At 46.6% G+C, this 16,981-nt stretch carries 15 protein-coding genes; 5 read left to right on the top strand and 10 right to left on the bottom strand.

Annotated elements, in window-relative coordinates; translation table 11 throughout:
* Positions 1-141 precede the first annotated feature (141 nt).
* The 8 genes from PHT49_06675 to lnu(F) all read right to left on the bottom strand — a co-directional run bounded on the left by PHT49_06675 (position 142) and on the right by lnu(F) (position 9,444).
* Positions 142-1,479: a hypothetical protein gene (locus PHT49_06675; GenBank protein ID MDD5451566.1), complete on the bottom strand. Its 1,338-nt coding sequence runs from the start codon at positions 1,477-1,479 to the stop codon at positions 142-144.
* 155 nt (positions 1,480-1,634) lie between these two features.
* Positions 1,635-2,591 (bottom strand): BsuBI/PstI family type II restriction endonuclease, encoded by a 957-nt coding sequence (locus PHT49_06670; protein MDD5451565.1) that lies wholly within the window; start codon positions 2,589-2,591, stop codon positions 1,635-1,637.
* Positions 2,588-4,075, bottom strand: a complete 1,488-nt coding sequence (locus PHT49_06665; protein MDD5451564.1) for an Eco57I restriction-modification methylase domain-containing protein — start codon at positions 4,073-4,075, stop codon at positions 2,588-2,590. The genes PHT49_06670 and PHT49_06665 overlap by 4 nt, the downstream gene beginning before the upstream one ends.
* A gap of 253 nt (positions 4,076-4,328) precedes the next feature.
* Positions 4,329-5,498, bottom strand: a complete 1,170-nt coding sequence (locus PHT49_06660; GenBank protein MDD5451563.1) for an SEC-C metal-binding domain-containing protein — start codon at positions 5,496-5,498, stop codon at positions 4,329-4,331.
* A gap of 136 nt (positions 5,499-5,634) precedes the next feature.
* On the bottom strand, positions 5,635-6,747 hold the full coding sequence (locus PHT49_06655) for a methyltransferase (GenBank protein MDD5451562.1): 1,113 nt from the start codon (positions 6,745-6,747) through the stop codon (positions 5,635-5,637).
* A 63-nt stretch (positions 6,748-6,810) separates the two neighbouring features.
* Positions 6,811-7,449, bottom strand: coding sequence for a class I SAM-dependent methyltransferase (locus PHT49_06650; GenBank protein MDD5451561.1), 639 nt, complete (start codon positions 7,447-7,449; stop codon positions 6,811-6,813).
* 122 nt (positions 7,450-7,571) lie between these two features.
* Positions 7,572-8,303 (bottom strand): class I SAM-dependent methyltransferase, encoded by a 732-nt coding sequence (locus PHT49_06645; protein MDD5451560.1) that lies wholly within the window; start codon positions 8,301-8,303, stop codon positions 7,572-7,574.
* A 319-nt stretch (positions 8,304-8,622) separates the two neighbouring features.
* Complete coding sequence (lnu(F), locus tag PHT49_06640; protein ID MDD5451559.1) at positions 8,623-9,444, bottom strand: lincosamide nucleotidyltransferase Lnu(F); 822 nt, start codon at positions 9,442-9,444, stop codon at positions 8,623-8,625.
* 234 nt (positions 9,445-9,678) lie between these two features.
* Here lnu(F) and PHT49_06635 point away from each other — a divergent pair, with 234 nt between their 5' ends.
* Genes PHT49_06635 through PHT49_06625 form a run of 3 tightly spaced genes read left to right on the top strand, consistent with a single transcriptional unit; the run spans position 9,679 to position 12,096 of the window.
* Complete coding sequence (locus PHT49_06635) at positions 9,679-11,013, top strand: integron integrase (GenBank protein ID MDD5451558.1); 1,335 nt, start codon at positions 9,679-9,681, stop codon at positions 11,011-11,013.
* 13 nt (positions 11,014-11,026) lie between these two features.
* Positions 11,027-11,491, top strand: a complete 465-nt coding sequence (locus PHT49_06630) for a hydrogenase maturation protease (protein ID MDD5451557.1) — start codon at positions 11,027-11,029, stop codon at positions 11,489-11,491.
* The gene (locus tag PHT49_06625; protein MDD5451556.1) at positions 11,470-12,096 is read left to right on the top strand and encodes a 5-formyltetrahydrofolate cyclo-ligase; all 627 of its coding nucleotides are present in this window, start codon (positions 11,470-11,472) and stop codon (positions 12,094-12,096) included. The genes PHT49_06630 and PHT49_06625 overlap by 22 nt, the downstream gene beginning before the upstream one ends.
* A 176-nt stretch (positions 12,097-12,272) precedes the next feature.
* On the opposite strand, the gene PHT49_06620 is transcribed toward PHT49_06625, so the two are convergent.
* On the bottom strand, positions 12,273-13,286 hold the full coding sequence (locus PHT49_06620) for a potassium channel protein (protein ID MDD5451555.1): 1,014 nt from the start codon (positions 13,284-13,286) through the stop codon (positions 12,273-12,275).
* 287 nt (positions 13,287-13,573) lie between these two features.
* Positions 13,574-14,071 (bottom strand): chemotaxis protein CheW, encoded by a 498-nt coding sequence (locus PHT49_06615; GenBank protein ID MDD5451554.1) that lies wholly within the window; start codon positions 14,069-14,071, stop codon positions 13,574-13,576.
* A 205-nt stretch (positions 14,072-14,276) separates the two neighbouring features.
* Between PHT49_06615 and PHT49_06610 the strand changes: the two genes are divergently transcribed.
* Positions 14,277-16,391 carry a hypothetical protein gene (locus PHT49_06610; GenBank protein ID MDD5451553.1) on the top strand — a complete coding sequence of 705 codons (2,115 nt, stop codon included), beginning with the start codon at positions 14,277-14,279 and terminating at the stop codon, positions 16,389-16,391.
* Between the two features lie 24 nt (positions 16,392-16,415).
* Positions 16,416-16,979, top strand: a complete 564-nt coding sequence (locus PHT49_06605) for an SIS domain-containing protein (GenBank protein MDD5451552.1) — start codon at positions 16,416-16,418, stop codon at positions 16,977-16,979.
* Positions 16,980-16,981 lie beyond the last annotated feature (2 nt).

The raw sequence follows: 16,981 nt of genomic DNA, 5'->3' as shown, positions 1-16,981 counted from the left end.
CCAAGACAATTCCTGCAAATACTCTTCACATCCGATACAAAAATAGCTCAGGCTGCCCTGTATGACAATTCAAGTTGATACTTTCCTCCACCGAAAAGATAACTTAAAATAGGGACTAAACTGTTACTTGGACCTTTTATATTAACCACTAAATTTTCTTATTGCACGTTCAGCACATACTGCAACAATATACGTCCATTTCTTAATATTAGAGTTGGCCATAAACGGATCTGGTAGAGTCGTCTTTTGAAGCTGTTTTTCTTTTGCATGCACCAGTGAATTTCTGAACGCGTACAAACCAGCTACAAAATCATGTAGTTTCGAATCTTTAATCAAGTTTTGATTCTTTGCGTATTCAAATAATTTCTTTTTTTGTGAAGATGTTAAAACATTCTCAATAAGGTTCCGAAGTTGTTGTTCTTCGTTTCGAGCAGAGGCAATATCGAAGATGTCCTGAGAATTTGCTGACAGATCATTTCTTAGGACTTCGATTTTATCCAATATGGCTCTTACAAAAAAGAACTCAAGAACTCTATAGTATGAAATGAACGACTCATTACCAGATGAAATGCATGCATGGTTATAAAGAACCAGCGGTTCTGTACTTGTAAAATCTTCTCTCGTTCGAATTCTTTTTCTGATTATTTTTTTAAATGCTTCTTCGGGTTCTGTGCCACCATAGAATATGCCAAGCGGATCATCAAAGTCTGTTTCGAGGTGCTTTAAAGAAGCGACCAAACCCACAGGTTTAAAATAATGGGAATTGATATAGAAAAGTGCCTTATGAAAACAGGCCTCTGAGAGTCCCTGCTCAACACCATGTAATCTGACGCTTGCAAAGCTATTAAAACCATCAGGATGGACATCCGAATCGCGATAATGAGATTCCATTAGCAAAACAATAAGTGGCGATGCATTGCCTACAACAACTGATACGTCACCGATTCTGAATTTGAGCGATGACGATCCTGGCCATTCAGAAGGTAAATCAAGAAAGAAATATTGCGGATGCTCAATTTTTATAAAATATTCGGAATAACTATCAAAAGAAACCCCACAATCGCCATGATATTTTAAACTTCGAATATCATCTACCAGGTATCCAGCCTCAATGATTTCTAATTGGTTTTTATTTAATCGGAGTGTTGATGAGGCACCTGGTACAGTTATTTCAATGCCTGTGCCTCTGGGGTTTATTTCGAATTCAGTGCCAGTAAATGCACGCAGCTGGTTATCGATTTCAGCATAATTTTCAATTATTTTTTCAAAGTCTCTCATTGCAAATATGTGCCCCAATGCGGCGGTAAGCGGCAGCCCGCGCAGCGGGCGTCCGTCTTGACTGCCTGGTTCTCTGCCCGAGCTCCGCGAGGGCAGAAGGCAGTCATCGCTTACCGCCGCATTCTCTACCGAGCGGAGCGAGGGAGAGAACTCAGAGTTAACCGGCGGCGGTCTACGGCCTTCGATCTTGCGCAGCCCCATTCCACGCCGTCCGGTTGAACGACGTGTTAGCTCTTTCAAGGACTTAGATAGAAGATCGGCATAGTTGTCAAGAGGAGTCTAGTCTTGGTTACGCCACCAAGACCCAGGATAGGTATTCAGTTTGCCCGTGTAACTCGTTGTGGTTTATTAGCTTTTTAGGGTGAGTCGTATGGTCCGAGAAACCGAGCGCCGTCAAAATGGATAAGGTGGGAAGGCGCATCGGCAACCCACACTTCTGTTTCCCATGCAATCTCACCAAGATACCGACTCATGGTCGCGCGGTCTGGGAATGCCGTTACATAAACCAATCCGGCCCTTGATCCAGTGAAAAGGCGAGCCAGTTCTGCGTGTCGCTTTCCGTCCACTGGTCCATGGCTTGTGACAGATTCCACCAAGAACAACCAGTTGCGCTCCTTCATATACAGTACTACATCGGGCATCTTGCCATGTGAATCGATATCGACGCGCAACTCGGCCAGTAAGGGGGCATCAAAATAGCCCCACTTGTCGCCTGTGTCACCAGCATAGACCAGAATACCACCGGGTGCAAAGCGCGATCCGAAATCCTCGATTATGGCCCGGATTAACTCACTGTGTTCCCCTGGGCTGAGGGTAATTTGCTTGCCTGGCGCAATCTGTACCGGAATGCGGTTCTGCTCGCGCTCCTTCGCGTATTTAGCGGCCAGCGTTGCGCGATGAGCCAGGTAGTCTGTTAGCTTATCATGCCATTTCTTTGATCCGAAACTGCGTAGTAAATCCAGAGTTATGGGCTCGATCTGATAGACCGCTTTTGGACTGTTCACGGGCCGGCCGGGATTGTCCGGGTTATAGACTGCGATCCCGGCATCCACGAACTGATGCATGGTTTGGCGACGCACAGTCTCACGCGTGTTCGGCGCATACTCTTTTTGATAGTGTTTCCGAGCCCAATCCATGATCGGTGTAATGCCCATAAGAGGTTTTTCCGCCTGGCTCCATTTTTTCTTAGGCGTGAGGTTCAATAGAGCAAGTAAGCACAAAGCGGAACGTTCGTTCTGCTGCGCACGGGGCAAGCCAAGGGAAATAAGGATCTGATTCGCTTCGGTGATGTGCTTCTGATGTTTATCCGTCATTCGACCAAACCTTCCAGCTTTTTGTCGACCATAGCCTGCGTCAACTCAGGGCAGTGCATGGCCCATTCGCCAAGGGCAATCAACGCCTCGCGGCTCGGATACTTCATAAGCTTGAGATCGGTAGCATTGACCTGTGTGTGACCATTGAAGAGTCGGAAGTTCTTATCGACGGCGGTGGTGCTAAGAAACACTGCCAACCCGTGCGCAAGAGCTTCCGGCAAGCTCCGCTTGCCCATATGGAATACGTTTAGGTGGTTTTCGAAGCCCAACATTTCGGCACCCGTGAAGTCCTCCGTCTGTACCACACGAGCTACAATCCGTCGGCTCTCTTCCTTTGATGAGAAGCGGCGTACAACACAGTAGTACCCGTTTGGATACAGCCACTTTTCCGTCTCTGCATTGCGGTGGATGGCATTGGGCTTCTTCGTGCCTACCTTCGGCCATTCGACACGTCGGCCATTAAAGTGGCAGGGATAAAGAAGAGGGACGGTATCCGGTCCGGGCATGCTTCGCAAGTGATCTTTCAAACGAAAGTCTACCACCGGGCCAGTAGATACAGTGATGCCGATATCTGCCAGCGAAGACTGAACCGCTTCCGATAGTCCAATGGTTTCCATTTCCACTGAAGTCGGCACATGGATAAAGCGCTCCGGATCATCTGGGAGGACAATGCGGTCAAAAGGATGTGTGTGAGTCACAAGGTCATCAAAGCTATCGTCTGTGGAGGTCGAAACTGTCACGTCGCCCTGCTGTCGCCCGCGCTCAAGCATGATGATAATGTTCTCTTGCAGCACGCCATCATCCTTGAAAGCCTTCTTGCGCGAGTCGAACAGATGTATGTGGAGAATCGCCGCGCGTTCCAGTATGAACTCGCGGAATGGGCGATAGTAAGGCCCGTTGCAAAAACTTCGTGGTATGATAGCAACAAGTTGACCATGGTCGTCAAGCAGCGATAGAGACAAGGCCACAAAAGCCGAGTACAGATTGACAGTCTCAATACCGACTCGACTCAGCGCAGCACGGTGTATGGAACTGCTCCGTATTTTTTTGTAGGGGGGATTCAGGATGGCGTGCGTGTATTTTGGAAGAGCTTTGGCAAACAAGTTTCCGTGGAGGGAGCCAGACGCAATCGTCACGAAGTCCCCTCCCCGGATATTTGAAACAATGTTCAGATTCTCCTTGTATTCGTTAAGTGTTTGGGACAAATAAGGATGCAGAGATTCGTCTATTTCGAATACATCTGCTTCAATGCACAGAGGATCAAAGCCTTCGGAAATCCATCTTTCTATGAAGGCAGCAGTAAGGGAGCCAATACCTGCCCCGGGGTCCAGCAGATGACAAATGCCTCGGGGCACTCCCCCAAATAAACTGGCCATAAACCGAGCAGTTGTTGCTGGTGTGAAAAACTGGCCTAGCTGAGATTTCCGCTTCGCATCGGTAGCTCTTGATACCCTCAATCTTGATTGTTCGACTGCTGATAGCAATGACGTACCTCCCAGTTTACACGCTGATGTTCTAACAACCGCGAAGCCGATTTGAAAGCCCAGGCTGCTTCGTTTCCATGTACCTACACCCCTTCATATTTTTCTTTTTCTTTGGACTTTAGTACAGTTTCGGGTATGAGGCAAGTATCGAATGGTTTCGCAATACGTACAAATCAGCCGCGCCGCCTCTGCCTTCCCGAAAAACCCACACCCTTACCCGGCGTCGGCTGGATTTGAGGGTTAGAAAAAAGCGTTACACAGTGCCGATCTCAGCGGTAACCGGTACTGACTGGACAACCTGCCTAATATTGCGATACGTGTCTGCCGGCCTCAAAGAATTTGGACCAACACCAGACTGCATTCTTTTTACAAGGTATTCTTTATCTGACTTGTTCAACAGGTTCCACCACGATGGGCTAAAATAGGTATTCTCTAATTGCTCGACTGCCAATATGAGAGAAGAATTTGCTTTATCTGTATTGGGAATTGACTTAAAAGACTTCACAAAACTTTCTGACGGACCGTCCAGGATGCCAAACCAACCAAATGCCAGGAAAGATCTTGCACCGAATACGGATATATTGAGGCATACATGTTCCATAGGAGCATCACTTCGAGAAATCACTTGCAGCTGGCGTCCAAAAAAGTCTACTTCTGGATGGAATCCACCACAACAAACGAATGGGAGAATTCCGTTGAACTCAAGCGCGTAATGTGGCATTGACAAAAAATCCCGAGCAAGAAACTTTCGGTCATATTCAGCCTTCCACTCCTGGAGATTCTGCATTCCCCTGATCAAACCAGCCCGATAAGCATGGCAATACTGCTGGATGGTCACTTGAGTTTCAAAGTCTTTCCCTCTGTCCATCTCCCTTTGAATATCGACGGCCTTCATAGCATTTTGTTTCGTTAGGTACTCATATGAAATAGCTCTGAATGACAAAAGGAAAGCTGTTTCATTATTTAAAGTAAATGAACTGTTTTCAATCGGCTCGAAAAGCTTATTGTCATGAATTGAACAAAAACCCATAAAGGTAGAAGCTCTTCCTATTCCGACGCTCTCTGGGACAATTTGTCCATCATTTTTGAAAATTCTTTCGTAGCCACGTTTCCCTGAGATTACGTATCCATTTTCAGCTATCGCGCTTAGTCCGCCGGAACGCTGAACTGTGTGTGCCCTGATGAGCTGGTTTGAACAGTTCATCGGAGATGCTTCGGGATGAAGACATATCCCATTCTTTTGGTCCTCAAACATGTCATGAATCAATTTGCCGATCGGTATTTCCGGTTGAAGGTGCCTATCCTTATGACATTTTTTCCATTTCTTTCGCGATCCACACCAGCAAGGTTCATTTCTGCCCATAATTATTTTGGGTTCGAGTGGGCGTGGGGGGATGAATTCAGCTTCTAATGAAGGATGCATGTCAGGTACTTTCTAACGATTTAAATGAGGCGCAGGGGTAACCGGCGAATGAAAAAACCACAGAGGCTATTCCCTGTCGCCTCGATTTTGTTGTTAGAGTTTTTCGTTTTTATTTTTTCCTTCATAGCCCGCCACCCTAATCAGGGATCGCTTCAATAAGACTCGATGGCGTTTTTGTTTGTATTATTCGTGTAAGTTTGAAGCCGGCGGTTGACAGGAGCTTACGATATTCTACTTCAGTTCTCTCACGCCCACCAAAATTTACCAGCATATTTAGATCGAGAAGTTTTCCGAAGAAAGGCGCATTACCCGGAGGAAGTATCATTTCGACAAGAAGCAGCTTTTCCGCGCCTCCCATAGTTCTTCGGCAATTTTTGAGAATAATGAGACTCTTTTCATCATCCCAATCGTGAAGGACCGAGGCAAGGATATAAACATCGCCTCCCGACGGCACAGAAACAAAAAAATCTCCGCCGATATACCTACAACGATTTGAGATACCTGCAGACACAAGACTTTTGTTAGCTTCTTCCGCAACTTCGGGGCGATCAAAAACAATTCCTTTTGCTTGGGAATTTTGTTTGAGCATTGCCGCCATAAGGGTGGCTCGCCCACCGCCGATGTCAATGATTGTCGAGAAAGGCGTGAAGTCGTATGCCGCCACAACCGCAAGGCCATTCATCGTGACGAAGCCCATCATTGCCTCATCGAATAGCCGAGCAAGTTCAGGGTTTTGTTTAAGATACTCGAAATAGCCCATTTCGTGTAGATGGCCAAAAGCGGTTTCCCCTGTACGAACGGAATGGAGAAGGTGACCCCAGGGTTCCCAACCGAGCTCTCGTCCAACGATTGAAAACGCACGCAGTGATCCGGGGCCGCTCTTGAGACATTTTCCGATAGCGGTCAGCGCGAAACGTCGTGGTTCTACTTCTGTGAAAACACCAATGCTCGCAAGTGCACTAAGAAGACGATAGAGAGAGCCAGGATGAGCACCTACGCTCTGTGCAAGTTCCTGGGCACTGATAGTCTTATCTCCAGTGTGGTCGGCAAGTTCCAATTTTGCTGCAACATATATCGCCGATGAAACCCAAAAACCTGTGATCATCTGCATCAGCGCAGCAGACGGCGGAATGCCTTCACGATTATCTTTCATATTTTGCCTTGCTCTTTCAAAGTTAAGCGGCCCTTTGTCCGCTTGGACTGCTGGTTGGCGTAGAGCGATATTTGCCGGAGCCAACGACATCATCACTTGTGCCAAATAGCTCAGCGTGTTTTTTACGCTGGGCTATTTGGCGTCAAGTACATGAAATTGTTAGCTTTTTCTTTTTTGTGCAATTACAGAAATCCAATTTTTTTTAGGTAAATTATCTATTTTTTCTATCTGATATCCTGCTTCAGACAGAAAATTTTTATACTCATCTGGTGTATGAATCTTTATATTAAGCAGATTGACCAATTTACTATTTCGTTTTTCAAACTGGTCATCTTTATATGCTGCATGAACTAATAAAAGAAATGCTCCTGGTTTTAATACACGTTTTACCTCAATTAAATCATTAACTAAATTAGGCCAAAAATAATATGTTTCAATTGCTGTTACAAAATCAAACATTTCATCTGGAAACGGTAAAGAGGAAACGGTGCCATACAGTATTTCAACAGTACCTTGTTTTATAAGATTGTCATTTACCTTTTTTGATAATTGAACCATATCCTTAGAATAGTCAATTCCGTAGACCTTTCCTTTTGATATGGATGAAGCTATCTCTTTAACGGCCTTTCCTCCACCACAACCTATATCAAGAACACATGAATCCGATTTAATAGAAATATGACTAAGTCCCCACTGCCTAATTTTGGCATGTTCGAAGTTCATTGATCTTCCGACAAGTCTACCAAAACAACCTGAAGGTTTTCTACATTGCATTCCAATTTTTTTTAACAATCCCATGACCTACTCCAGCAATGGTATAAGCTAACGTTAAGCTAACCTGACCGCGCCACCTGGCCTTGCCGCGTTAGCGCCGCCGACGTTCTCGCGGTCAGGTTAAGCGCCTGGTTCGCTGATCTTTCCTATTTGTTTGCCCTTATTATCAAGAGGTTACCAGATGTTTCGTGTTTTGCGGATAGGCCAATTTGCTCAAAAATTTTTTTATGGTCAGCCATGGTTCTTGAAACCAATTTGCCGCTGTTGGCTAATGCCTCAAAATATTTGTCCGCAAAACGATTGGCGCGAACCAATGTAGTGAAATACATTTTGCCATTCTTCGACATGATGGTTTTCAATTGCTTGAGGAGAGGACCTGTGTCACTGAGACAATGGAGCAGATTCTCAGAGAGTATTGTTGTAAATATATTTTCTTGAAATGGGAGTTGGAGAGCGTCAGCGTGAAGGAGAACCAGGTTATCTGGGATCTTACCGTTCTGTTTTATTAATCTTGATTTAGCCATGCGGAGCATTTTAAGTGACTGGTCCGTTAAGATCACTGGACGTTTTGTGTACTGACTATATGTTTTTGCTGTGAATGCAAGAGAACCGCAGCCAATATCCAAAACAGGCCCATCTTGAGAAGAATGGAGTGATTCGCTTGCTACTTGAGAAAATATTTTGACTGAATACCCCCAAATAAGGCGGTTATAAATTGGATTGCAAGCTACCAGGTCATATATAAAACCGAACTGGCTGTCATACTCATTTCCAGAGTTACCATCAGGGAGAACAGAGTAAATATTCGGCTCAACTGCTCTGAGCGTAATATTTTCCAACAACATGGCTGACAATTCATTTTCAGTAATTTTTATCATGCGATTACTCCATTGTTACAGCGAACGCCCGGATGACGGGCTTGACCCGTCGATCCGATGGTTAGATGAAAGGATGGTTACTTCTATGATCGTTGAATTTTACAAGGGAGTTGGTAAGACAATAGATGTTTACGCCTCTCGGACTATGGATCAAATACCAAGAAAAGGCGACCAAGTTGTGTTTGCAAAATGCGCTGGAACGGTCGAAGTGGTTCACTGGATATTCACAAAACATCCTTCATTGGGGAAGGAACCATACGCAAAGGTGTATTTCATCTAACGTCAAAATCAGCGGCGCGTTTTTATGCGTCCGCTGGATTTACTTGTTGTGCGGCGTCGCAGACTCATTGAGCAACCTTTTTGCCTGCGCAATTACAGTTCTCGGAAACTCGATATTCAGAGGTTCTGTCACGCTCTTGAACAATTCGAGACTCCACGTCCACGTTTGATGATAGGCTGCACATAGTGCTCTTGGTTCTGCACTGCTTGTGCATGCCAGATAGCGATTATACGAGTCCTCCGAGATATCCTTTTCGAGCGCGCGTGAAGGTGTCGGCCAGTGGTCTGTTGCCCCTTCGTGGAGTCGAACCAGCTTGAGTAGGTTTTCATGTGCTTTGCTGAGCAAAGCCCAGGCGCGAGCGTACTCTCCCCGATTTAAAAGATTGGCCCCAAAGAGCATCAGGCTGATGAGGTTCAACACAAGCCCTTCCACCAGCGGTGCGCCTTCACGTATCGGGGGATCGCCCACGAGAGCGCTTGCATACCTTGACAACTCTCCTGATCGGTCCAACAAAACAGCCGCCTCAAGCGAGGGAAACCACCCATAGCCTTGCCAAGTGGAAATGACCGGTATGTCCGATTTTCGCATGAAATGGAATTCACCGCGAATGCCGTTTTCAAAAAGTGCGGTGTGGTGGCCGAAGTCGTCCGGAAAGTAAGCAGCAACCGGACTTACGGCATTAAGCCACGAGCGCTGATCGAAATTTTCAAAATGGTCATCCTGGATGAACACTGCGAATTCGATATCAGAGAACTCGTCACCCTCTCCGATAGCAAATGAGCCGAACATCAATGCCGCGATTATTCGTGCATCCTCATGACAACCTTCCTTGAAGAGTTCTATCATTTTCAGTTGAAGCATAGAAATATCCTTTTATTGAAGCCACAGACCCCCTGTGTCAGGAAAGGTATACGCAGATTTTTGTTTTTTTCGTAAGCACAACATATTATTATCTAGTTTTCTGGATAATATCAGGAACTTTCAGTATGGTCAATAAAATAAAAAGTACATCTTGACGTAACCACTTAAATTCATTATATTTGGCAAGTTGAATAATATCCCTTCCGTCATGTTATCTAGTGTCTGTTACATACTATGCTCAAAATACCGGACAATATTTTAGTTCAATATGAGGCCATCCTCACAAAAAAAGTACCGGCTGTTTCTGTTCACTCTGATTATAAAAAATGGCTTCGGTACTTTTTGGATTTTTGCGGTAAATACCCCGTGCCGGATTCCAAGTCGGAGCGGGTGCGCTTATTTATCGAAAAGCTGCGGGAAAAAAAGCAGACCCCGGACCAGCAAAAACAGGCCGCTTATGCCGTGTCTCTTTATTTTGAGATACTGCGGAACCTTGATAACAAAACCCCGTCTGTGAGTGTTAATTCAAACACAATATTGTCTCCCGTTCCTGACCCGCAGCCGCCGAAACGCGTTCCTGAAGCCGAATATGCGGAGAAGTCGGTCTCTCCTGAATGGGATAAGGTTATCGCCGATCTGGCATCTGAGATCAAAACGCGCCACTATTCCCGGAGAACTCTCAAGGCCTATGCGCTCTGGAGTCGTCAGTTTCAGAAGTTCCTGCGGGATAAACCGCCTCATGAACTGTCGTCGGCTGATGTGAAAGAATACCTCACCTATCTCGCCGTGAAATGCCATGTCGCCGCTTCGACTCAAAACCAGGCGTTCAATGCCTTGCTGTTTGTTTTTCGGCATGTTCTCAAGAAGGACTTCGGCGATCACCGGGACGTCCCCCGCGCGAAGAGGTCGAGATATATCCCCGTGGTCCTTTCCCGGCGTGAGATAGATACCGTATTGAAGCATCTCGAATATCCCTATGACCTTGTAGTCAAATTGCTGTACGGATGCGGGCTCAGGTTATTCGAATGTCTGCAACTGCGGGTAAAGGATTTTAACTTCGACGCCGAAATTCTTACGATCCACGGAAAAGGGAAAAAAGACCGAACCGTGCCTATTCCGCAGACAATCGTACCTGAGCTGACGGCCCAGCTTGAAGCCGTGAGTAAGCTCCATGACGAGGATCTTGCGGCAGGCTTTACAGGCGTCTTTCTCGACAGCTTGCTCGAAAAGAAATATCCTTCCGCCGCGAAGGATTTCATCTGGCAGTGGTTCTTTCCGCAAAAGACGCTTACACCGATTCCGGGCACAAAAGAGCTTCGACGGTATCATCTTCATGAAACGCATGTCCAGAGAGCGCTTTATGAAGCAGTCCGGCGGGCAAGGCTCACCAAGCGCGTCTCGTCTCACACCTTCCGCCACAGCTTTGCCACTCATCTTTTACAGGCAAATTACGACATTCGGACAATCCAGGAACTCCTCGGCCACAGCGACGTGAAGACTACGATGATTTATACGCACTGCGTGCCGAGCAGGACGGTGAAAGAAGCTAAAAGCCCCCTGGATTTTTAATGTGGGATGGATTATGCATGATCAGAAGATATTAATTGTCGGCATAGGTAATCTTCTCCTCCAGGATGAGGGGATAGGGGTGCATATCATCCAGGCCTTGCGAAACAGGGAGCTTCCGGCCCATGTGGATTTGTTGGATATGGGTACGGCCACTATGAACCTGGCCTTTTATCTGGATGGGGTGCAAAAGGTGATAATTGTTGATGCCCTTAAGGCCGGGCAGAAGCCGGGGACAATTTATCAGTGCCGTCCTGAAGACCTCATTGCAGATAAAGAAGGTCCGGTTTCCCTGCATGACCTCGGTGTGGTAGAGTCCCTTTCCATGTCCAAAAAACTGGGTTATGCGCCGGAGGTGGTAATAATCGGCGTAGAACCCAGGGCCATTGACTGGGGGATGGAGCTAACGGATGAGGTTCAGAAGCAGGTGCCGGCCATCATCGATATCATATTAAAGGAATGTCAGAGAAATGGAGGCTAGAGCTGACGGCTACACTTGAGGAAATGGAGACCAAGGCTGAATTAAGACGTCGCATCCTCAAGCTCCGCGACAGCCTCACCCCTTTAGAGCGCAAGACACGCTCAGAAGCCATCGCCGTTCGCCTTATGGCCCTGCCGGAATGGAAGCAGGCCAGGGGCGTTTTTTTGTATGTCTCCTTCCGGAGCGAGGCAGAGACGCAGTACATACTAGAGGTGGCGCTGGAGCAAGGTAAGGTGGTGGCCGTTCCGTACACGGATTATGAGCGGGGTATCATAGTCCCGTCTGTTTTAAAAGACTGGAAATGCGATTTAGCCCCGCGCCGTTTCGGCCTTATGGAACCCAGGGATACCAGCCTCAGCCCATTATCCCCAAAGGATATAGACATTACCGTGGTGCCGGGTTGCGTTTTTGACAACCGGGGAGGACGTGTCGGATATGGGATGGGCTTTTATGATCGTTTTTTACCGGGCCTGCCGGCCGGTTCCTTGAAAGTAGCCCTGGCCTATGAGATTCAGATAGTGCCTTTAGTGCCTTTAGATGAGCACGATTTTCTGATGGATATGATTGTTACCGAACGGCGTATTATTGTTCCAGGGGGCAGGTAAACAAAGCCCAAATGCCGAAGTTGGGCTTTCAGCCTTCAGCATATTTGTTATCCGTTAACCGTTGTCCGACATTTTCTTTCGGTAAACGGTGAACAGTGAACGGTGGGTCAGCTTCATGCTGATTGCTGAGTGCTGACAGCTCATCTGGAACTTCTTGGTTTCCAGATGAAAATTAGTTAACTTGTAGAAATTCCCAGCATTTTTTCCAACTTATTGAGGTTCTTTGGGTCACCCATAGCTATAAGTATATCGCCTACCTGTATCCTGGCATCCGGCGGGGGGTTATAAAGCATTTCACCTGAAGCCCTCTGGATAGCAATTATAATCAGTCCTAATTCCTGCCTTATCCCGGATTCCCTAAGCGGCACATCTGTGATACGAGACGGGGCGCGCACCGGGATCTCCTCTATTTGCAGCTCTATCCCTCCCCGGTGTACGGCTAACTCGATGAAATCAGTCACGGCCGGCCGCAAGATCGCCTGGGCCATCTTACGCGCTCCGATATGGTATGGTGATATAACCCGGTTTGCTCCGGCCTGTAAGAGATTTCGTTCAGCCTTTTCATCAACGACCCGGGCCATGATATAAAGACCGGGGTTCAGGCCGCGGGCAGTGAGTATGATATATACGTTATCAGCGTCGGAAGATACCGTGGCTACCAGGCCCTTGGCCTTTTGAATATTGGCTTTAAGTAATGTGTCTTCCCGTGTGGCATCGCCTTCGATAAATAGATGCCCCTGCTCTTCAATGGTTTTTATCAGGTCCGGGTTGTTTTCGATAATCACAAGCGGCAAGGGTTTTTTGGCAATTTCCCGGGAGATAATCTGTCCAATGCGGCCATAACCGCATATAATGTAATGGTCCTTTAATGCGGCAAGCTGTTTTTCCAACTTTCTCCTCCCCAAAAGCCTTCTAAACTGGCCTTCTACCATGATCTGGGTTATGGTTCCGAACATGTAAAACACAAAACCAACGCCCATGATAAGCAGGCAGATTGTAAAGACCCGCCCTGAACCGCCCAGTGGCCGAACTTCCCCATATCCGACGGTGGTTAAAGTAATAACGGTCATGTAAAGGGCGTCTAAAAATTCCCATTTCTCGATAAGCATATAGCCGCTCGTTCCGAAGGCTATAACGAAAATGAGGATAGTGATGCCGATGAGAATATTGCGGGCTTGAGATGGCGCCATAGCTGATGAACTCGTAAAAAGTCAAAGTTTGGACGCGATGTTTTTAAATTTATAGCATTTCCTTATAGTCAAGGCAAATGCTTTAACAAACCCACGGCAAGCCGAAAAGATAGTAACCGTTCACCGTTATCAGTTTACCGTTGTCCCCAAGAACGTGAAAAACTCTTCTTCGGTAAACGGTGAACGTTTATTAAATATAACGTCTTGTTGTTAGAAAAAAAGAGGCGGGACAGAAGTTATAGCCTACTCTATCCCGCCGCCGTAAGGAGAGCCATATTTTTGATTTCTTAAAGGGCCAGTTCGCTATTATCAAGGACTTGATCGATGTCCAGCAGTATCTTAACCTGTCCTTTGACCTTGGCCATGCCCAGGATATAGTTCGTGTCCATTCCAGTCCCAAAGTTAGGTGTGTTTTCTATCTCTTCCCGATTGATGTTTAAAACCTCGGAGACGGCATCCACCACTATCCCGACCAGGGCGGGGCGGCCTTTGACCTGAACATCCACCACAATAATGCAGGTCCGTTCCGTATAAGGGATAGATTCCATGCCAAATTTTAAACGCAATTCCACTATAGGTATAACCTTGCCCCGCAGATTGATTACACCTTTGACATAAGACGGTACATTTGGTACGGAAGTTATATCCATCATGCCGATAATTTCTTTCACTTTTAAAATTTCCAGGCCATATTCTTCCTTACCTAACACAAAAGTTAAATATTTCCCTTCCCTGGCCGCTAATTCCTGAAAGCCGGCCTCGACTTGTGTTACTGCTTCTCCCATGGCGATTACTCCTTTTTGCTTAGGTTTTCTCCTGAAAATTAACGTGGCAAAAATTACTTACATATTATTAACGGCATGTTTTATAAAAACATTAACGATTAGTTGGTGATAATCAGAATGTTCATAACATTTTTCTGGATTCCTTTTTTAGTCTTTTATGCTATAAGGTGACAAAAGAAAGACCACGTAAGCGTGGGGGTAATCTATGGATAGAGAACTTATTATAGCAAAACACATAAAAGAATTTCAGTCCGGCCAGCCGGTTGATCCCATAAAATTACTTGGCCCGCTGAATAAGGCAGGGGATGAGATAAAAGATTCTTTAATTGCCGCAGTGAAAAAAACTACGGCCATCAAACATGATCTTGGGATTACTGCGGCAAAGACGTTATCTGCAGCTTATGCAGGGTTGACCCCGGAAAAAATAGACCTCTATGCGCAGGTTATTACCCGTTTTGCGGGTAAAAGTTATCGCTTGGCAGCCACAGTCGCTCAGCACCTTCCTGCTTATCTGAATAAATTAACCCCGGAAATGATCTCTGAATATGAAAATATTATTGAACAAACCTGTGCACAAAATTGCCAGGTAGCCGTTACCTTTGCCAGGAATTTGCTTGAATGGATAGACAAGGTAAATAAACCGGCCAGGGCCAATTACTTAAAAACAATTAGTAATATCAGTATGTTAAGCTATAGGGTAGGTCTTGCTGCGGCCGAGAGTTTGCCGTCATTTATCTCTGGTATCAGTAAGGATACGATGGAGACCTATGTAGCCGTAGTGAGTCGTGGCGCAGAAAATGATTATAAGGTCGGCATGATAATGGCAGAGAAGTTGCTCCCGCTGCTTAAGGATATGGATGAGGCTATTATCAAAAAATACGGGGAAGTCGCCGGCAACATAGCGGCCAGAGACAGGGAATCCGGCGTTATTATGGCCGATAAGCTATTGCACTATCTGACGGAGATCCCCGCCTCCCTGAGGCGTCGTTACCTGGATACAGTGGGCATGATCGCGGTGCGAAATGGCCGGGTAGGGGTATTTTGCGCCGATAAGATTTTACAATTATTAGAAAAAATTGATGAGAAGGCCCTTTCCCTTTATGCTAACATTGTAACGCTGTGCGCAGAACAGGATGAGAAGGTCGGTATGGCGGCCGGGGAGAGAGTCCCATATTTACTCAGGGATGTAGAATCCAGGTTCCATGTAAATTATCTGGAAGTAGTGCACCGCCTGGCCAAACTCCATGGGCGTGTCGCCCTTAGCGCGGCCAAGATATTCTCCGAGCTTATAGACAAAGAAAATGGGGCCTTAATCGGCCAGTATGAAAGGATACTGGCTCATCTGGCCGGCGGCGATCATAAAATCGCCATGATGGCCGCTGAAAAGATAGCTGCCTTAATGGAAAAATTGGATGGCAGGCAAAGGGACACATATCTAAAAAGCCTCTGGGGCATAGTGGAAAAAGACTTCCGCCTGGGTACTATCGCTGCGGAAAAGGTCTTTGAACTCATAAAAGAAGACCGTACAGAGGACCTGACCAGGTATGAAGGTATATTGCAGCGTATGGCACGAAAGGATCATGATGTCGTCCTGGTGGTGGCAGAGGTTCTTCCTGATCTTTTGCGGAGGTCAACGCAGCCGGTCCTGAATCATTATGAGGCGATTATAACCCATATAGCTGAACGGGATCATGCGGCTGCGAAAGAGAGCGCGCGATTCATAGCGGAGAGTATAACCGAAATGAATGACTGGGAGGCGCTGGCCTATACCGAAGGTCTGCGCCGCATAGTGGAAGGAGATTATGAGGCGGGCATTATTTCCGCAAGGGAACTGCCGCTTATTATTAAAGGCAACAGGCCTGATTATCTGGCCGCTTATAATGACATCGTCTATCAGGCCACAGTGAAGGATTATGAATCCGGTAAGATATTGGCGTCAAAGTTGTCCGGTCTTTTTCAGAAGCCTGGATTTTCTGAAGCCTTCCTGGAGGCGGTAAATAAAGCTTCCCGGCGGAGCCCGCGCCTGGCGGTGCTGTTGGTAGAAAATCTGCCCGAACTTATGGCTAAGACAGATGCCAAAACATTCGAGCGGATTGTGGAGATAATAAGCCGGATGATGGCCGTAAACGATGAAGTGGCCATGTTAGCCGGACAAAAGGTATTTGAACTCCTCCATACGTATGAAGCATCATCAGTGATTTCTTTTGCCAGTATGGCCCTGGAGATCCTCAACAGCTATGGGCCGGAGGCGGCTATTTCCTTTCTCCGTATGCAGACGGGAACAAGCCGGTCATTCTTTTCTCTCGTATCTCCGGTTTAAAAATCTTGTATAGTATCAGCCGGTATGAAGAGCATGATTAATGATTGCCTGAAATGTGTCCAGGAGGAGAACCGGAAACTTTTAAGCAAAATAGATGCGGCCGAGGCGGCAGGTCTCATAGAATGCTTAAAAAGCGCACCGGCCATATTTTTTTCGGCCCAGGGACGTTCCGGCTATATACTTCGCGCTTTTTGCATGCGGCTGATGCATCTTGGATATAATTGCTATTTCGTAGGCGAGACCATAACTCCTTCCATAAAAAAAAGTGATCTGCTTGTGGTGTTGTCCGGATCCGGCGAGACGGCCTGGCCCTGCGAAATAGTCAAAATAGCTAAGCAGGCGGGCGCGCTTACGTATGCGATCCTTGGTGATGAAAAATCTCCTCTGGCCGGGTTATCCGACCGCCGGCTGACGCTGCCGGGAGGAACAAAACGTATGAGGGATAAAGAGACGCTGTCCGGTCAACCCCCGGGGTCGCTTTTTGAGCAGTCGGCCTTCCTGTTCCTGGAGGCCATTATCCTGACCATCTACAGAGAAAAGGGCAGTGATTACCGGACCCTTCTGGCGCGTCATGCCAATCTGGAGTGAAG

The organism is Desulfovibrionales bacterium, from assembly GCA_028715605.1.
In the GTDB taxonomy this organism is placed as follows: domain Bacteria; phylum Desulfobacterota; class QYQD01; order QYQD01; family QYQD01; genus QYQD01.
Note: the sequence above shows the minus strand (reverse complement) of the source record. Positions and strands in the feature narration are given on the sequence as shown.

Excerpts from the sequence above, each read along its gene's own strand:
- PHT49_06675 (MDD5451566.1), bottom strand. The coding sequence starts at position 1,479 with ATGGGGCTGCGCAAGATCGAAGGCCGTAGACCGCCGCCGGTTAACTCT.
- PHT49_06670 (MDD5451565.1), bottom strand. The coding sequence starts at position 2,591 with ATGACGGATAAACATCAGAAGCACATCACCGAAGCGAATCAGATCCTT.
- PHT49_06660 (MDD5451563.1), bottom strand. The coding sequence starts at position 5,498 with ATGCATCCTTCATTAGAAGCTGAATTCATCCCCCCACGCCCACTCGAA.
- PHT49_06650 (MDD5451561.1), bottom strand. The coding sequence starts at position 7,449 with ATGGGATTGTTAAAAAAAATTGGAATGCAATGTAGAAAACCTTCAGGT.
- PHT49_06645 (MDD5451560.1), bottom strand. The coding sequence starts at position 8,303 with ATGATAAAAATTACTGAAAATGAATTGTCAGCCATGTTGTTGGAAAAT.
- PHT49_06635 (MDD5451558.1), top strand. The coding sequence starts at position 9,679 with ATGCTCAAAATACCGGACAATATTTTAGTTCAATATGAGGCCATCCTC.
- PHT49_06630 (MDD5451557.1), top strand. The coding sequence starts at position 11,027 with ATGCATGATCAGAAGATATTAATTGTCGGCATAGGTAATCTTCTCCTC.
- PHT49_06625 (MDD5451556.1), top strand. The coding sequence starts at position 11,470 with ATGTCAGAGAAATGGAGGCTAGAGCTGACGGCTACACTTGAGGAAATG.
- PHT49_06620 (MDD5451555.1), bottom strand. The coding sequence starts at position 13,286 with ATGGCGCCATCTCAAGCCCGCAATATTCTCATCGGCATCACTATCCTC.
- PHT49_06615 (MDD5451554.1), bottom strand. The coding sequence starts at position 14,071 with ATGGGAGAAGCAGTAACACAAGTCGAGGCCGGCTTTCAGGAATTAGCG.
- PHT49_06610 (MDD5451553.1), top strand. The coding sequence starts at position 14,277 with ATGGATAGAGAACTTATTATAGCAAAACACATAAAAGAATTTCAGTCC.
- PHT49_06605 (MDD5451552.1), top strand. The coding sequence starts at position 16,416 with ATGAAGAGCATGATTAATGATTGCCTGAAATGTGTCCAGGAGGAGAAC.